This is a genomic window from Streptomyces sp. NPDC048255 (assembly GCF_040652415.1).
Taxonomy (GTDB): Bacteria; Actinomycetota; Actinomycetes; order Streptomycetales; family Streptomycetaceae; genus Streptomyces.
Genome location: NZ_JBEZMA010000001.1, coordinates 327,479 through 342,333 on the forward strand (window position 1 = coordinate 327,479; position 14,855 = coordinate 342,333).

At 73.3% G+C, this 14,855-nt stretch carries 14 protein-coding genes and 1 pseudogene; 9 read left to right on the forward strand and 6 right to left on the reverse strand.

Translation table 11 applies throughout. The features are described from left to right. Positions 1–13 precede the first annotated feature (13 nt). Entirely contained in the window at positions 14–1,219 is a 1,206-nt protein-coding gene (locus AB0D94_RS01555) for a DUF1266 domain-containing protein (protein ID WP_362044118.1), read from the reverse strand. A gap of 206 nt (positions 1,220–1,425) precedes the next feature. Here AB0D94_RS01555 and AB0D94_RS01560 point away from each other — a divergent pair, with 206 nt between their 5' ends. Continuing rightward, entirely contained in the window at positions 1,426–3,336 is a 1,911-nt protein-coding gene (locus tag AB0D94_RS01560; RefSeq protein ID WP_362044120.1) for a C1 family peptidase, read from the forward strand. A 15-nt stretch (positions 3,337–3,351) separates the two neighbouring features. After that, positions 3,352–3,660, forward strand: coding sequence for a protease inhibitor I42 family protein (locus tag AB0D94_RS01565; protein WP_362044122.1), 309 nt, complete (start codon positions 3,352–3,354; stop codon positions 3,658–3,660). Here the strand turns inward: AB0D94_RS01565 and AB0D94_RS01570 are convergent. Continuing rightward, a complete protein-coding gene (locus AB0D94_RS01570) occupies positions 3,653–4,831 on the reverse strand; it encodes a DUF418 domain-containing protein (protein WP_362044124.1) in 1,179 nt (392 codons plus the stop codon). The two genes, AB0D94_RS01565 and AB0D94_RS01570, sit on opposite strands and share 8 nt — an antisense overlap. A gap of 145 nt (positions 4,832–4,976) precedes the next feature. Here AB0D94_RS01570 and AB0D94_RS01575 point away from each other — a divergent pair, with 145 nt between their 5' ends. Further along, positions 4,977–5,627: a GntR family transcriptional regulator gene (locus AB0D94_RS01575; protein WP_362044126.1), complete on the forward strand. Its 651-nt coding sequence runs from the start codon at positions 4,977–4,979 to the stop codon at positions 5,625–5,627. Beyond that, on the forward strand, positions 5,624–6,958 hold the full coding sequence (locus AB0D94_RS01580; RefSeq protein ID WP_362044128.1) for an MFS transporter: 1,335 nt from the start codon (positions 5,624–5,626) through the stop codon (positions 6,956–6,958). The genes AB0D94_RS01575 and AB0D94_RS01580 overlap by 4 nt, the downstream gene beginning before the upstream one ends. A 7-nt stretch (positions 6,959–6,965) precedes the next feature. Here the strand turns inward: AB0D94_RS01580 and AB0D94_RS01585 are convergent, their stop codons facing one another. Then, positions 6,966–7,790, reverse strand: a complete 825-nt coding sequence (locus tag AB0D94_RS01585) for a maleylpyruvate isomerase family mycothiol-dependent enzyme (RefSeq protein ID WP_362044130.1) — start codon at positions 7,788–7,790, stop codon at positions 6,966–6,968. 156 nt (positions 7,791–7,946) lie between these two features. On the opposite strand from AB0D94_RS01585, the gene AB0D94_RS01590 reads away from it, so the two are divergent. Together AB0D94_RS01590 and AB0D94_RS01595 are read left to right on the forward strand one after the other, a co-directional pair. Beyond that, positions 7,947–8,729, forward strand: a complete 783-nt coding sequence (locus tag AB0D94_RS01590) for a carbon-nitrogen family hydrolase (protein WP_362044132.1) — start codon at positions 7,947–7,949, stop codon at positions 8,727–8,729. A gap of 113 nt (positions 8,730–8,842) precedes the next feature. After that, complete coding sequence (locus AB0D94_RS01595) at positions 8,843–9,376, forward strand: hypothetical protein (RefSeq protein ID WP_362044134.1); 534 nt, start codon at positions 8,843–8,845, stop codon at positions 9,374–9,376. Between the two features lie 69 nt (positions 9,377–9,445). Here the strand turns inward: AB0D94_RS01595 and AB0D94_RS01600 are convergent, their stop codons facing one another. After that, positions 9,446–9,949: an LURP-one-related family protein gene (locus AB0D94_RS01600; RefSeq protein ID WP_362044136.1), complete on the reverse strand. Its 504-nt coding sequence runs from the start codon at positions 9,947–9,949 to the stop codon at positions 9,446–9,448. 32 nt (positions 9,950–9,981) lie between these two features. Between AB0D94_RS01600 and AB0D94_RS01605 the strand changes: the two genes are divergently transcribed. Next, positions 9,982–10,782: a hypothetical protein gene (locus tag AB0D94_RS01605; RefSeq protein WP_362044138.1), complete on the forward strand. Its 801-nt coding sequence runs from the start codon at positions 9,982–9,984 to the stop codon at positions 10,780–10,782. Positions 10,783–10,810: 28 nt separating this feature from the next. Then, positions 10,811–11,341 (forward strand): DUF4240 domain-containing protein, encoded by a 531-nt coding sequence (locus AB0D94_RS01610; RefSeq protein ID WP_362044140.1) that lies wholly within the window; start codon positions 10,811–10,813, stop codon positions 11,339–11,341. Here the strand turns inward: AB0D94_RS01610 and AB0D94_RS01615 are convergent. Then, positions 11,338–11,457 (reverse strand): annotated as a pseudogene (locus AB0D94_RS01615) (Uma2 family endonuclease); the annotation flags it as partial. The gene AB0D94_RS01610 and the pseudogene AB0D94_RS01615 overlap by 4 nt on opposite strands. Before the next feature lie 144 nt (positions 11,458–11,601). Here AB0D94_RS01615 and AB0D94_RS01620 point away from each other — a divergent pair. After that, on the forward strand, positions 11,602–13,425 hold the full coding sequence (locus AB0D94_RS01620; RefSeq protein WP_362044142.1) for an NHL domain-containing thioredoxin family protein: 1,824 nt from the start codon (positions 11,602–11,604) through the stop codon (positions 13,423–13,425). Positions 13,426–13,486: 61 nt separating this feature from the next. Here the strand turns inward: AB0D94_RS01620 and AB0D94_RS01625 are convergent, their stop codons facing one another. Continuing rightward, positions 13,487–14,788 carry a M18 family aminopeptidase gene (locus AB0D94_RS01625; RefSeq protein ID WP_362044144.1) on the reverse strand — a complete coding sequence of 434 codons (1,302 nt, stop codon included), beginning with the start codon at positions 14,786–14,788 and terminating at the stop codon, positions 13,487–13,489. Positions 14,789–14,855 lie beyond the last annotated feature (67 nt).

The window sequence follows — 14,855 nt, forward strand, 5'->3', positions numbered from 1 at the left end:
TACCCGAAGTCGGTCATTTCCAGCTGATGTTGAGCCAGGGGCTGGCGGGGTCCGTGGTCAGCGTGAGGTGGGCGCCGAGGGCGCCCGCGTACCACTCGCCGAACTCCTCCTCGTCGAAGTGCAGGCACCGGCCGAGGACGTACCCGGCGGAGAACTCCGCCCAGGACCGGTACGTCTGGCGGGCCGACTCCCCCGCGCGCAGGACGGCCCGCTCCGCCTCGTGGAGGGTGCCGTAGCGGGTGCCGAGGCCCCAGCGGGCCATCTGGGAGGCCCGGCCGTGGTCCCAGCCCTCCACCGAGCGGACCCAGCCGTCCTCGGGGAGCAGGCCGTCGGCCCGGAAGCGCTGTTCGTAGCGGGTGATCCGGCCGATGAGCCGCTTGACCCCGGCGATCTCGCCCTCCACCTCGGCGGTGGGGCGCGGCTGCGCGAGGGTGACCCCGTCGGGGGTCAGCTGGGGTTCGGCGGAGCGTTCGGCGTTGCGGCGCAGGCTGGCCTCGGCCGCGTACCGCCAGTGCTCGATGTCGACGGGCCCGGCGAAGTCGGAGGCGAGTACGCGGCGGACGCGCAGCGCGTACTCCCAGACGGGGCTGACCATCCCGGCGTTCAGCAGCTGCTCCAGCGTGGCGAGCCAGCCGGGCCGGTCGGTGATGCCCCAGCCCTTGTGGAGGCGCCGGCGCTCGTGGTGGTAGCCGGAGCCGTGGTAGGCGAGGGAGTTCCAGAACTCCCCGTTCGTCACGGCGAGATGGGCGCCCATGGCGAGGCCGTGGGCGATGGGCCCGTGGAGCGGGCCGCCGGTGAAGAGGGCGTGGACCTTGCCTGCGGGCAGCCCGTGGGCGCCGACGGCCTCGCCCTGCGCGCGCCAGCGGGCCAGGTCGGCGGGGGTGGTGGTGAGGTAGGCCTCGGTGGGGGTGCCCGGGTTCACGGCCAGGAAGGCGGGATCGGCGGGGGTCCACACCCTGCCGAACCAGCCGAGGCTCTGGGACTCGTAGACCGTCTCCGGTACGGGCGCGGGCAGCATCCCGGCGGTGTGGACGACCAGGGCGTTGTCCGGGGTGGGGTAGAAGCGCACCGTGTCGGGGTCGGCGTCGGCCTGGACGCGGGGCTGCGCCAGGAAGAGCTGGGCCCGGGCGAGGGTGCCGAGGTACGCGGACCAGTCGCCGGCGCTCCTGGCCTCGTACAGCTCTCTCTCGACGGCGCTCGGTGCGATCCAGGTCCCCATGTGGGGACCCTATACGGGCGGCCCGGCCCGCCGTCCGCCGACCGGACAACCAGGGCGGAACCGGCCCGCCGCACCCCCGTCCGGCGCCCGGGGCACCCGTACGCCCCCGTGCCACCACGCGACCGTCCGGACCCCCTTGACGCGCCCCACCCGCGGGGAGACGCTCCCGGGGCTCGGAAGCGAACGGTTGCAGCTGGGGGGCCGCCATGCCGGAGGAGTCTGTCCAGACCGCGGGGGAACTACGGGCGCGGCTCGTGGCGCTGGGGGCGCGGTGGTCGGTGCTGGAGCACCTGGCCGACGGGGAGCCGGTGCCGCGCCCCTCGCTCGGTCTGGAACCGGGGGCGAACCTGACGCCCGCCGCCGCGGCGGGCCCGGTGGACCTGCGGGCGCTCCTGGGGCGGGAGAGCGCCAATCCGCACCTCACCCGGCGCCGGGCGGCGCACGGCTTCCTCCCGGCGGCGGGGGAGGCCCCGTCCCGCCGGCCGGCCGCGGGGGCCCGGCCGGCGGCCGTGGACTGGCGCGCCCGCTGGGGCCGGCCCTGGATCACCAAGGTGAAGGACCAGAACCCGTGCGCTTCCTGCTGGGCCTTCGGCGCCGTCGGCCTGGTGGAGTCCATGGCCCGCATAGAGCACGGAGTGTGGGCCGAGCGGTCCGAGGGGGACGTGCACGACGGGATGAAGTCCCCCTGCGGGCAGGGCGGCGACCCGGAGTCCGCCCTGGACTGGATCGCGGCGAACGGCGGGCTCGCCGACCCGGACTGCTGGCCGTACAGCATCCCGCCCGCCGGTCTGCCCGCCGCGCGCCGCGACGCCTGGCGCGCCGAGTACACGCCCAGCTGGGACCGTTCGGGCCGCACCGTGCGGATCACCGGCTACGTACGGCTCGGCGACGTGGAGCAGCAGAAGGTCTGGCTGGACACGGTCGGCCCGCTGACCGCTTGCTTCGACGTGTACGAGGACTTCTTCGGCCTGGGTTCCGGCGTCTACCACCGCACCAGCGAGCGGCTCGCGGGCGGCCACTGCGTGCTGGTCGTCGGCTACGACGACGCGGCCGGCTGCTGGCTGTTCAAGAACTCGTGGGGGACGGGCTACCACGTGGGCGGCTACGGGCGGATCGCGTACGGCGAGGCGAACATCGACTACTGGGCCAAGTGCGGCCTGCGCGGGACCAACATCGACCCGTGGAGCAAGCGCCGCCTGCACACGGGCAACGTCTACGAGAGCGGCAACGGCCGCGCCCACCGCAACTTCGAGCTCCTCGCCACCACCGGCGGCGGCCGCCTCCAGCACTGGTGGCGCGACGGCGACGCCCCCTTCCCGTGGGCCCGCGCCCGCACCTTCGCGCACGACGCCTCCGGCCAGCCCGCCTTCACCGGGAGCACCTACAACCGGAACATGGAGTCCCTGCACGTCACCACCGGCGGCCGGCTGCGCCACTGGTACTACGAGCAGTCCGGCGGCGCCTGGCGCGACGGCGGCGTCTTCGGACCGGGTGACGCGGCCGTCGGTTCCACCCCGGCCTTCATCCAGAGCGACTACGGCAAGCCGGGCAATTTCGAGGTGGTCGTCCGGACCGCAGACGGGCGCCTGAACCACTGGTGGCGGATCAACGGCGCCCCCTGGACCTGGAACGACGGCGGCCGCTTCGCCTCCGGCATCGCCCACTACGGCCCCGCCCTCGTGCAGACCCGCGGCCGCCGCCTCGACCTCGTCGCCGCCCGCGCGGACGGCCGGATGCAGCTGTGGTGGCGCGACGACGGATCCGGCTTCGCCTGGCGCGCCGGGGAGGTCTTCGGCAGCGCGGCGGCCGCCACCTCCGCGCCCTGCCTGATCGAGGCGCAGCACGGGGCGGCGGACGAGGACACCGCCGGGAACTACGAGCTGTGCGTGGCCGTCGACGGCGGGCGGGTCGAGCACTGGTGGCGGGGGAACGCGGCCGGCTCCGCCTGGAGCCGCAGCGCCGTCTTCGGACACGACGTGCTCGCGGTCACCGGGATGCTCCAGGGCAGTTTCGGGTTCAACCTGGAAGTCATCGTCCTGCGCACCGACCGCCGGCTCCAGCACTACTGGCGCGACGGCGCGGGCTGGCACGAGGGGCCGGTCATCGGCCCCGTCTGAGAGGACCTGACGCGCGTGGAGGTACGGAGCGTCGTACTGAGCCCCGGTGAGACGTACGAGCTGCGGCTGACCGGGCGCGGGGCGCGCGGGTACGTGTGGACCTGGCAGGTCAGCGGGGACGCGGACGTGGTCGCGGTCTCGGAGGGGCCGACGGCCTCCGGGCAGGGCCCGCACGTCCCGGGGGCGGCGGTGGAGCGCACGTACGCCGTACGGGCCCGTCCCCCGGGCGGCGGCCGGGCCCGGATCCGCTTCGCGCAGATCCGGCCGCCCTACCCGGACGAGGCCCCGTACGACGAGTTCGTCCTGGACGTGGAGGTCACCTGAGCGCCCACCGCTGTACGGATTCCAGCGGGCCCCGGTCGAACCGGCGCAGCCACAGCCACGACCCGGCGGCCAGCGCCAGTCCCACCGCGGCCCACAGCCCCATCACCCACCAGGGGCCCGTCCCGGCCAGCCGGGCGGCCAGGCCCAGTCCGAAGCCGTAGCAGAGCAGCATGCACAGCAGGTTCTGGGTGACGTAGCAGGTCAGGGCGGTGCGGCCGACCGAGCTGAGGGCGGTGGTGACGGGCCGCGGGATCCACAGCCGGTCGAGGGCGTACCCGATCAGGCCGATGTAGCCGACGGCGACGAGCGGCGCGGCGCCGTAGCGGCCCAGGAAGAAGAAGTCCTCGCCGCCGAGGGCCGTCGCGGCGTTCAGGGGCAGTCCGAGGCCGAGGCCCCAGAGGGCCATCCGGGACCTGATGCGGCGGCCCGCGCCGGTGTCGGTGAAGGCGCCCGCGCGGTGGAGGCGCACGCCGAGGAGGAAGAGGAAGACCAGCAGGCCGAAGGAGAAGACCGGCTCGATGCGCAGCACGAGGAGGTTCTCCAGCCGGAAGGCGATCTGGGCGCCGTAGCCGCCGTGCGCGTACAGCTCGACGGCGGCCGCCTCGGGCGCCTTCGGCGAGCCGCCGCCGGGCCGGGTCACGGCCGCCAGCGTCACCAGGGAGACCAGGGTCAGGTGCACGGCGGCGGCCGTCCACATCGCGCGCCCGCGAACCTTCTCGGAGCGGGCCAGCAGCCAGGCGACGAGGAGGGCGGTGACGGCGTAGCCCATCAGCACGTCCCAGGCGAAGACGAGCAGGAAGTGGACGGTGCCCTCCAGGAAGAGGAAGGCGGCGCGCCGCCAGTAGCGGCCGGGCCAGGGTTCGCCGCGGCGGGCGGCGGAGTCGTACTGGATGGCCAGGCCGACGCCGAAGAGGACCGTCAGCAGGGCCAGGAACTTGCCGTCGGCGAGGAAGCGGAAGACGCTCTCGGCGAGGTTCGCGGCGGAGGGGTCGGCGACGGGGTCGGGGGTGGTGAGCCCGCCCTGGAGCACGCCCCATTCGGAGCCGGGCGAGGCGAAGATCCAGACGTTGGTCATGAGCGTGCCGAGGATGGCGGCGCCGCGCAGGACGTCGAGGAGCGGGAGCCGGGAGGTCGTACGGCTCCCCGGGACGGTGGTCAGGGTGTCGGCCATGACTTCAGCGTCCCGGCCCGCGGGGCCCCGTACGTCGTGCCGGTGGACGAACGCGCGGTACATCCTTCGATGCAGCGGGCGGGGCCCGTCGTCCGCATCCTGGACGGCTCCGGACATGCACCCCTGTTGTATCTATGCTGTGCTCATGCCAGCCGCCACCCGTACCGGGACCGCCGCCGACCGGGTCTACCAGCACGTCAAACAGGGCGTCCTCGACCGCCGCTACGAAGGCGGCACCCTCCTCACCGAAGGCGAACTCGCCGAAGCCGTCGGGGTGTCCCGCACCCCGGTCCGCGAGGCCCTGCTGCGGCTGGAGACCGAGGGGCTGCTGAAGCTGTACCCGAAGAAGGGCGCGCTGGTGCTGCCGGTCTCCGCGCAGGAGATCACCGACGTGCTCGAAACCCGGCTGCTGGTCGAGGAGTTCACCGTACGCAGGGCCGTGCCCGCGCCGCCCGCGCTGCTGGAGCGGCTCGCCGCCCTGCTGGAGGAACAGCGCCGGCACGCCGCCGGGGGAGACCTCGCCGCGATGATGGCCGCCGACCGCGCCTTCCACGCCGAGATCGTGCGCGACGCCGGGAACCAGATCCTCTGCCGCCTCTACGACCAGCTCCGCGACCGGCAGCTGCGGATGGGCGTGGCCCTGCTGCACAGCCACCCCGACCGGGTCGAGCGGACGCTGGCCGAGCACGCCGAGATCCTGGACGCGCTGCGGGCCGGGGACGAGGAGGCGGCGGCGGCCGCGGTGCGCGGACACATCGGACGGGTCGGGTACCTGGTCCGGGGGCAGGGCCGGTGACCGGGGCGGTGACCGGGGAGGCGGCCGCGGCCGCGGTCAAGGACCCGCCGGGCGGGCGCCGGGCCGTCGCCGTCTGGGGCATCGGCGTCGCCGTCTACTTCGTGGCGGTGATCTTCCGTACCAGCCTGGGCGTGGCCGGACTCGACGCCGCCGACCGCTTCCACGTCAACGCCTCGGCGCTGGCCACCTTCTCCCTGCTCCAACTGCTGGTCTACGCGGGCATGCAGATACCCGTGGGGCTGATGGTGGACCGGCTCGGCACCAAGAAGGTGCTGACGCTGGGCGCGGTGCTCTTCACCGCCGGACAGCTCGGCTTCGCCCTCTCCCCCTCGTACGGGATGGCGCTGGCCGCCCGGGCACTGCTCGGCTGCGGCGACGCGATGACCTTCATCTCCGTGCTGCGGCTCGGCACCCGGTGGTTCCCGGCCCGGCGCGGGCCGCTGATGGCCCAGCTGGCCGGACTCGTCGGCATGGCGGGCAACCTCGTCTCCACGCTGGTGCTCGCGCCCGTGCTGCACGGGGTCGGCTGGACGGCGGCCTTCGCGGGCAGCGCGGTCGCGGGGCTGGTGGTCCTCGTCCCCCTGGTGCTCTTCCTGCGCGACCACCCGGAGGGGCACGAGCCGGCCACCTCGCCGCGGGGCGGGGGCGGCTTCGTCCGCCGCCAGATCAGGGAGTCCTGGAGCGAACCCGGCACCCGCCTCGGGCTGTGGGTGCACTTCACGACGCAGTTCCCGGCGATGGTGTTCCTGCTGCTGTGGGGGATGCCCTTCCTGGTCGAGGCGCAGGGGCTTTCGCGGACCACCGCGGGCGGACTGCTGACGCTGGTGGTCGCCTCGAACATGGCCCTCGGGCTGGTCTACGGCCAGATCGTCGGCCGCCGCCAGTCCTCGCGGATCCCGCTCGCGCTGGGCACGGTCGGGCTGACCGCGCTGCTGTGGGCGGCGGTCCTGGTGTACCCGGGGGACCGGGCCCCGATGTGGCTGCTGGTCACGCTGTGCCTGGTCCTCGGCTCGTGCGGACCGGCCTCGATGATCGGCTTCGACTTCGCCCGCCCGGCCAACCCGGCGGAGCGGCAGGGCACCGCGTCCGGGATCACGAACATGGGCGGCTTCATCGCCTCGATGACCACCCTGCTGGTGGTGGGCATCCTGCTCGACGCCACCGGCGACAACTACCGCATCGCCTTCTCGACGGTGTTCGTCCTGGAGGCCCTGGGGATCACCCAGATCCTCCGCCTGCGGGGCCGGGCCCTGTCACGGGAACGGGAACGGGACCGGCCGGTCCCTGCCCCGGTGGCGGCATCAGCAACATCCAGCCCCGCCGGCGTCTGAGGCTGCGCTACGGGGTGACCGCGAAGTTCGTCAGGATGGCCTGCGCCAGCTCCGCGTCGCCCTCCACCTTCACCCGGTCCGCCACGGCGTGCGGGCGGACCCGCCCCGCCGCCAGGCGGACGTACGTCTCCCAGTCCAGGGTCAGCGTCACCGCCGGACCCAGCGACGGGGCCTTGTCCAGCGTCCCGCGGCCCGCCGCGTCCACCCGTACCGTCCGCATGAACTCCAGCGGCCCGTGCACGTCCACGACCACCGCCGAGTTCGCGGGGGCGCCCGCGCCCTTCGCCACCACCTTCGGCAGCCCGGCCAGGAGGATGTCCCGCGCCACGTACGCGCCCGGCGAGTCCCAGTTCCCCGGCACGCCCAGCGCGAGGCGCAGGTCCTGCTCGTGGATCCACACGTCGAAGGCCCGCAGCCGCAGCGCGTGCTCCAGCGTCACCTGGTCGCCCAGCGGACCGCGCACCATCGTGGCCGGATCCCGCTTCTCGTTCCGCAGCTGCCGGGACCGGCGGATGACGGTGTACTCCAGCTCCGAGGTCATCTCCGGGGCGGTGTGGTGACGGCGTACGTCGACCTGCACCTCCATGTACCGGCTGAACTCGTCCACCACGTGCCGCAGGTCCCGCGCGACGGTGTGGATCGGCCGCGGGTCCCCGAGCTGCTCGCATTCGATGCCGATGATGTGTGACACGACGTCACGGACCGACCAGCCGGGGCACGGGGTCGCCCGGTTCCACTCGCCCTCCGTCAGCGGGAGGACCAGCTCGGATATCGCCTCGATGGAGTGCGTCCACGCGTCGGCATAGGGCTGAAGGCTGGGATGGACGGTCAACGGGACCCCTCGCGGTGCTGTTCAGTGACGCGTTCTGGAAGATCTGGACAACGGACTCAGCTTCCAAAACTACGCTGCCGGTGAGCACCCCGGCAGTGCTTTCGTGTGACGATCGTAGGCCCGAGTTGACGGCTTGAATGCCAGGACGGTGGTACTGTGCGCGCCTCGCTGATCCAAATCGCTGTGAATGAGGGCGAGTCGGTGGTTTCCCGGCGCGCCCGCGTGGCCGAACTCGTACGGGAGCAAGCCGGCTCCGACCTCGTGGTCCTGCCGGAGCTGTGGACCGTCGGAGCCTTCGCCTACGAGCAGTTCGAGACCGAGGCGGAACCGCTCGACGGCCCCACCTTCGAGGCCATGTCCAAGGCCGCGCGCGACGCCGGGGTCTGGCTGCACGCGGGGTCCGTCGTCGAGCGCGCGGGCGACGGCTCGCTCTACAACACCGCCCTCGTGCTCTCCCCGACGGGCGAGCTGGCCGCCACCTACCGCAAGATCCACCGCTTCGGCTTCGACCAGGGCGAGGCCGTGCTCATGTCGGCCGGCGACTCCCTGACCACGGTCAGCCTGCCGGAGCAGACCCTCGGCATCGCCACCTGTTACGACCTGCGCTTCCCCGAGCTGTTCCGCGGCCTGGTCGACGCCGGGGCCACCACGATGGTGGTCGTGGCGGGCTGGCCCGCCCGCCGCCGGTCCCACTGGACCGTGCTGAACCGGGCGCGCGCCGTGGAGGACCAGTCGTACGTCCTGGCGTGCGGCCTGGCCGGCACCCACGCGGGCGTCGAACAGGCCGGGCACAGCCTGGTGGTGGACCCCTGGGGCGAGGTCCTGGCCGAGGCGGGCCCGGGCGAGGACGTCCTCACCGTGGACCTCGACCCGGCGAAGGTCTCCGACACCCGAACCCAGTTCCCCGCCCTCAAGGACCGCCGGCTGGGCCGCCCGTAGGGGGTGTCTCGCCGGTCATGCCGGGCCCGGGGCGGATCGACGAGACACCCCCTTGGGGTGTCTAGGGTTGAGCCGGACGGGTGAACGAACGGCGGACGGACGGGGAGCGGGCCGTGGCAGAGGCCGAGGCGGGAGACGCCGGACAGGGGCGGACACCGGTGCGGGAGCAGGTGCAGGTGCAGGAGCAGGCGTGGGCGCGGACGGCGGCCCGCGTGCAGGAACGGCTGCAGGCCCGGTACCAGGCCCCGCCGGAGCCCTCCGTGCACGGCGTCCAGCGGGCGATCGCGGGCGGCGCGCTGCTGCTCGGCGGCCTCGTGCTGCTCTGGGGCGCCGGCGTCGGGATCCCGGGCGCCTTCGTCCTCCCGTTCGCCGCGCTCATCGCCCCCGTCCTGGTCCGCGACCGCACATGGTTCCGCCGGGTCTGCCTGGGCGTGGCCCTCGTACTGCTGCCCGCCGGGGTCCTCCTGTACCTCGTCGGGATGTTCCTGATGATCCCGTCGGCCGTGCTCCTGCTGCTGGCCCGCGGCGCCGACCCGCGCCGCAGCCCGTCGGGCGCGCGGGTCCGGGCCGGCATCGCGGGCCTGCTGGGCCTGCTCACGGCCGCACTGCACGTCTACGCCCTGGTGGCCGTCGCCTCCGGCGGCTAGTGCTGTGGGGGCTGGCACGGGCGGCTGGCTGCGGGCTGCGGGGCGGCTGGCGGCAGGCCGCGGGAGGCTCTAGAGGTCGTCCTCCCGCTCCTTCTCCGCCATCCGGATCACGCACACGGCCACCGCGATCAGCAGCGCCGCGTCCGCGTCCTCGCGGATCACGTCCACGGCGTAGGTCTCGCGGATCCGGTACCACTGCCGCGAGACCAGCGCGAGCAGCTCCCCCTCGTACTCGACCTTGAACTCCCGGTCCAGGATCCGCCCGCTGACGTCGAGCTCGGTGCCCTCGACCAGGGTCACCCGGTAGTGGTTGCGCAGCAGCGAGAAGCGCTTCTTGCGGATCACCGCGAGCTGGCGCCCGTCCCGCTCCCGCTCCAGGGTCATCGCGTCGCGGAAGCTGAACACCTTCTCCCGCAGCGTGATCAGGATCCTGCCGTCCGGATCCTTGAGCTCCAGGGTGTCGCGGATCCGCAGCGCCTTCCCGTCGACGAGGAACGCGTGGCGGCCGGCCTCGTCCTCGATCCAGTAGTCGTCCCCGATGGCCAGCACTTTGTCCCGAACGAGGTATTTCATGCGCTGATCGTTGCCCGCGATAGGTTGCCGTCATGCCCCTGCTCTACGTGACCGACCTGGCGTACCCGGCCCGCGGCCGCCGCTACTGCGACGAGGACATATTCCTCACCTCCCGCCTGCGGGAGCACTTCGAGCTGGCCCTGTGCCACCCCGCCGACGCCCAGGCCCTGATGCCCGGCTTCGACGCGGTGGTCGTCCGCAACAGCGGCCCGGTCCTGCACTACCAGGAGGCCTACGACGCCTTCCGTACGGCCGCCCTCGCCGCCGGGACCCGCGTCTACAACCCGCTCACCGGCCGCGGCGACATGGCGGGCAAGCAGTACCTCCTCGACCTGACCGCCGCCGGCTACCCGGTCATCCCCACGGTCGACGACCCGGCCCGGCTCTCGCAGCTGCCGCAGGCCGCGCAGTACGCGGTCAAGCCCAAGCAGGGCGCGGACTCCATCGGCCTCGCCTTCACCACGGAGCCGTCGGGACCGGCGGGGGAGATCCTCATCCAGCCCCGCATCGACTTCGCGTACGAGGTCTCCTTCTACTTCGTCGACGACGCCTTCCAGTACGCCCTCCACGCCCCTGACCCGGCCCGCCGCTGGGACCTCCAGCCGTACGCCCCCACCGAGGCGGACCTGGCCTTCGCCCGTACCTTCATCGCCTGGAACACCCTCGGCCACGGCATCCAGCGCGTGGACGCCTGCCGGGCGCCGTCCGGGGAACTCCTGCTGGTGGAGCTGGAGGACCTGAACCCGTACCTCTCCCTGGACCTGCTCCCGGCCGAGGTCCAGGACGCCTTCGTCACAGCACTCACCGGATCTCTCCACGCCTTCCTCACCTGATGTCAGACCCGGATGCCAGGCTCGGGCCATGGACAAGCAGACGTTCTGGAAGCTGATCGAGACGGCCCGCGAGCAGGCGGAGGCGGACCGGGTGTCCGAGCGCGCGTCGGCGCTGCTCGCGGGCCTCCCGGAGGCGGAGATAGCCGCCGCCCAGCAGGTGCTGTGGGACCTGCTGGCGGAGTCCTACCGCAGCCCGCTCTGGGCCGCGGCCTACGTGATCAACGGCGGCTGCTCGGACGACGGCTTCGACTACTTCCGGGGCTGGCTCCTCACCCAGGGCCAGGAGGCCTTCGAGGCGTCCCTGGCCGACCCGGACTCCCTGGCCTCCCACCCCGCGGTCCGCGAGGCGGCGCAGGAGGGCCTGGAACTGTGGGACGAGGAAGCCCTCTCGATCGCCTGGAGCGCCTACCGGTCGGCCACCGGCCACGAGCTGCCCGCGGACTCCTTCACGATCAGCTACCCGCCGCTGGACCCGGCCTGGGACTTCGACTTCGACGACACGGCGGAAACCGCCACCCGCCTCCCCCGCCTGAGCGCCCTCTTCGGCCCGTCCGCCTAGAGCCCGCTGGTGTCCAGCTCGACCCCGAACGGCTCCGGCAGCCGGACGGGCGTCCCGAACGGATGCGGCCCGTCGACCTCGGTGTACCCGAGCCGCCCGGGCCCGGCGTACAGCGTGACGGGGTCGATGTCCTCGCTGTAGTCGTGCGCGGTGGTCATCCCGGGCGCCTCCTTCGATGCGTGCGGCCAGAGTCCCGCGGGGGACCGCTGTGGGGCGTCACCCCTACGGGTGGCTCTGGGGTGGGGTGGCACCCTTGTCGCATGAATTCTGCCGCGCCCGCGCCCCGACGTGCCCGAGTCCGTGCCCCCGAGCTGATCGGCAAGGGTGGCTGGCTCAACACCGGAGGCAAAGAAATCACCCTCGCCGATCTGCGAGGTAAGTGCGTTGTTGTCGACTTTTGGACCTTTTGCTGCATCAACTGCCTGCACGTCCTCGACGAGCTGCGCGAGCTGGAGGAGAAGCACCGCGACACCGTCGTGATCGTCGGCGTGCACTCGCCGAAGTTCGTGCACGAGGCCGAGCACGCCGCCGTCGTCGATGCCGTCGAGCGGTACGAGGTGCACCACCCCGTGCTGGACGATCCCGAGCTGGCGACCTGGAAGCAGTACGCCGTGCGGGCCTGGCCGACGCTCGTCGTGATCGACCCCGAGGGGTACATCGTGGCGCAGCACGCCGGTGAGGGGCACGCGCACGCCATCGCGCGGCTCGTCGAGGAGCTGGAGGCCGAGCACGAGGCCAAGGGGACCCTGCGGCGCGGGGACGGGCCGTACGTGGCGCCCGAGCCGGTAGCGACCGACCTGCGGTTCCCCGGGAAGGCGCTGGTGCTGCCCAGCGGGAACTTCCTGGTGTCGGACTCGACGCGGCACCAGCTCGTGGAGCTGGCCGCCGACGGGGAGAGCGTCGTACGGCGCGTCGGCAGCGGGGAGCGCGGGTTCACGGCGGACAGTTTCAGCGAGCCCCAGGGGCTGGCGCTGCTGCCCGACGGCAGTGTCGTCGTCGCCGACACCGTCAACCACGCGCTGCGCCGCTTCGACCCCGTCACCGGGGCCGTCGAGACCGTCGCCGGGACCGGGCGCCAGTGGTGGCAGGGGTCGCCGACCGCCGGGCCGGCGCTGGAGGTGGACCTGTCCTCGCCGTGGGACGTGGCCTGGTGGCAGGGCCGGGTGTGGATCGCCATGGCCGGCGTCCACCAGCTGTGGACCTGGGACCCGGAGACGGGGACGGTCGAGGCCGCGGCCGGGACGACCAACGAGGGCCTGGTCGACGGGCCGGCCGCCGAGGCCTGGTTCGCCCAGCCCTCGGGGCTCGCGGCCGCCGGGGACCGGCTGTGGGTCGCCGACTCCGAGACCAGTGCCCTGCGGTACGTCCACGCCACCGACAGCGGCTACGCCGTCGCCTCCGCCGTCGGGACCGGGCTGTTCGACTTCGGCCACCGGGACGGGGACGCGGGCCAGGCCCTGCTCCAGCACCCGCTCGGGGTGACCGCCCTGCCCGACGGTTCGGTCGCGGTGTGCGACACGTACAACCACGCGCTGCGTCGCTACGACCCCGCCACCGGGCAGGTCTCGACCCTCGCCACCGATCTGCGGGAGCCGAGCGACGCCGTGCTGGTGGGTGGGGACATCGTGGTCGTGGAGTCCGCCCGGCACCGGCTGACCCGGCTGCGGCTGCCGGAGGAGGCGGTGCGGGTGGATTCCGTGGCGCACCGTACGCAGCGGGCCGCCACCGAGGTGGGGCCCGGCCCGCTCCGGCTGGACGTGGTGTTCCAGGCCCCGGGCGGGCAGAAGCTCGACACCCGGTACGGGCCCTCGACGCGGCTGCTGGTGTCCTCGACCCCGCCCGAGCTGCTCGTGGCCGGGGAGGGCGCCGGGACGGACCTGTTCCGGGAGCTGAAGCTGAACCCGGAGGTCACCGAGGGCGTGCTGCACGTCTCGGCGATGGCGGCGTCCTGCGACGACGACCCTGAGAACGAGTACCCGGCCTGCCATGTCCACCAGCAGGACTGGGGAGTTCCCGTGACGGTGACCGCGGCCGGGGCGAACCGGCTGCCGCTGGTCCTCGCGGGCATGGACGCCGACGCGTAGGACAGGGGTCGGCAGGGAGTAGGGCCCGCCCCCGGCGCTCGCGTCCGGGGGCGGGCCGTTCTCAGCCCTCCAGGAAGGCGACGAGGGCGTTCGCCAGGAGGAACGGGTCGTCCGCGCCGCACAGTTCGCGCGCGCTGTGCATGGAGAGGATCGCGACGCCGATGTCCACGGTCTGGATGCCGTGGCGGGCGGCGGTGATCGGGCCGATCGTCGTGCCGCACGGCATGGCGTTGTTGGAGACGAAGGTCTGCCACGGCACGCCGGCCCGCTCGCAGGCGTTCGCGAACACCGCGCGCCCGCTGCCGTCGGTGGCGTAGCGCTGGTTGACGTTGACCTTCAGGATCGGGCCGCCGTTGGCCCGCGGGTGGTGCGAGGGGTCGTGGCGCTCCGCGTAGTTGGGGTGCACGGCGTGGCCGGTGTCCGAGGACAGGCAGACGGTGCCGGCGAAGGCCCGCGCGCGGTCCTCGTACGAGCCGCCGCGCGAGAAGACTGAACGTTCCAGCACGTTGCCCAGCAGGGGGCCGTCCGCGCCGGTGTCCGACTGCGAGCCGTTCTCCTCGTGGTCGAAGGCGGCCAGCACCGGGATGTGGTCGAGCTTGCCGGCCCCGGCGCCGGACGCGACGGCGGCCAGGGCCGCGACGCCGGCGTGCACCGACAGCAGGTTGTCCATGCGGGGGCCGGCCACCAGCTCGCGGTCGCGGCCCAGGTACGCGGGCGGCTCGATGGAGTGGACCATCAGGTCCCAGCCGGCCACCGAGCCCTGGGGCAGGCCCTCTTCCTCCTCCAGGAACGCGATCAGGTCGCCCTCCTGCACCTCGCCCAGGCCCCAGATCGGCTGCATGTGCCGCTGCTTGTCCAGCTTGAGGCCGTCGGTGTTCACCGACCGGTCCAGGTGCACGGCCAGTTGGGGGACGCGCAGCAGGGCGCGGTCCACGTTGACCAGGCGTTCGCTGCCGTCCCGCAGGGTCAGCCGCCCGGCCAGGCCGAGGTCCCGGTCCAGCCAGGTGTTCAGCAGGGTGCCGCCGTAGATCTCGACGGCGATCTGGCGCCAGCCCTGCGAGCCCGTGTCCGGCAGCGGCTTGACGCGCAGGTTGGGGGAGTCGGTGTGTGCGCCGACGATCCGGAAGGGGGTGTGCGCGGCCGCGCCCTCCGGGACGTACCAGGCGATGAGTGCGCCGCCGCGGAGCACGAACTTGCCCCCGGTTCCCGCATCCCAGGCGTCCTTCTCCGACAACTGCCTGAAGCCTGCCTTCTCCAGCCGCTCGGCCGCATTGGCCACGGCGTGGTACGGCGACGGACTGGCCGTCAAAAAGGTCATCAGATCGTCGGTGTGGCCGCGGTCGAAGCGGGCGGGAGAGCTCATGTGGTTCACCTTAACGACGGTCGTGTTCGTCATGGCCGGACTGCGGCGGATGGCCGGAGTCCGGTCC

Bases quoted from the DNA above. Each gene is read 5' to 3' on its own strand.
- AB0D94_RS01605 (WP_362044138.1), top strand. From the start codon at position 9,982: ATGCCCCTGCTCTACGTGACCGACCTGGCGTACCCGGCCCGCGGCCGC.
- AB0D94_RS01555 (WP_362044118.1), bottom strand. From the start codon at position 1,219: ATGGGGACCTGGATCGCACCGAGCGCCGTCGAGAGAGAGCTGTACGAG.
- AB0D94_RS01600 (WP_362044136.1), bottom strand. From the start codon at position 9,949: ATGAAATACCTCGTTCGGGACAAAGTGCTGGCCATCGGGGACGACTAC.
- AB0D94_RS01620 (WP_362044142.1), top strand. From the start codon at position 11,602: ATGAATTCTGCCGCGCCCGCGCCCCGACGTGCCCGAGTCCGTGCCCCC.
- AB0D94_RS01625 (WP_362044144.1), bottom strand. From the start codon at position 14,788: ATGAGCTCTCCCGCCCGCTTCGACCGCGGCCACACCGACGATCTGATG.
- AB0D94_RS01610 (WP_362044140.1), top strand. From the start codon at position 10,811: ATGGACAAGCAGACGTTCTGGAAGCTGATCGAGACGGCCCGCGAGCAG.
- AB0D94_RS01575 (WP_362044126.1), top strand. From the start codon at position 4,977: ATGCCAGCCGCCACCCGTACCGGGACCGCCGCCGACCGGGTCTACCAG.
- AB0D94_RS01570 (WP_362044124.1), bottom strand. From the start codon at position 4,831: ATGGCCGACACCCTGACCACCGTCCCGGGGAGCCGTACGACCTCCCGG.
- AB0D94_RS01560 (WP_362044120.1), top strand. From the start codon at position 1,426: ATGCCGGAGGAGTCTGTCCAGACCGCGGGGGAACTACGGGCGCGGCTC.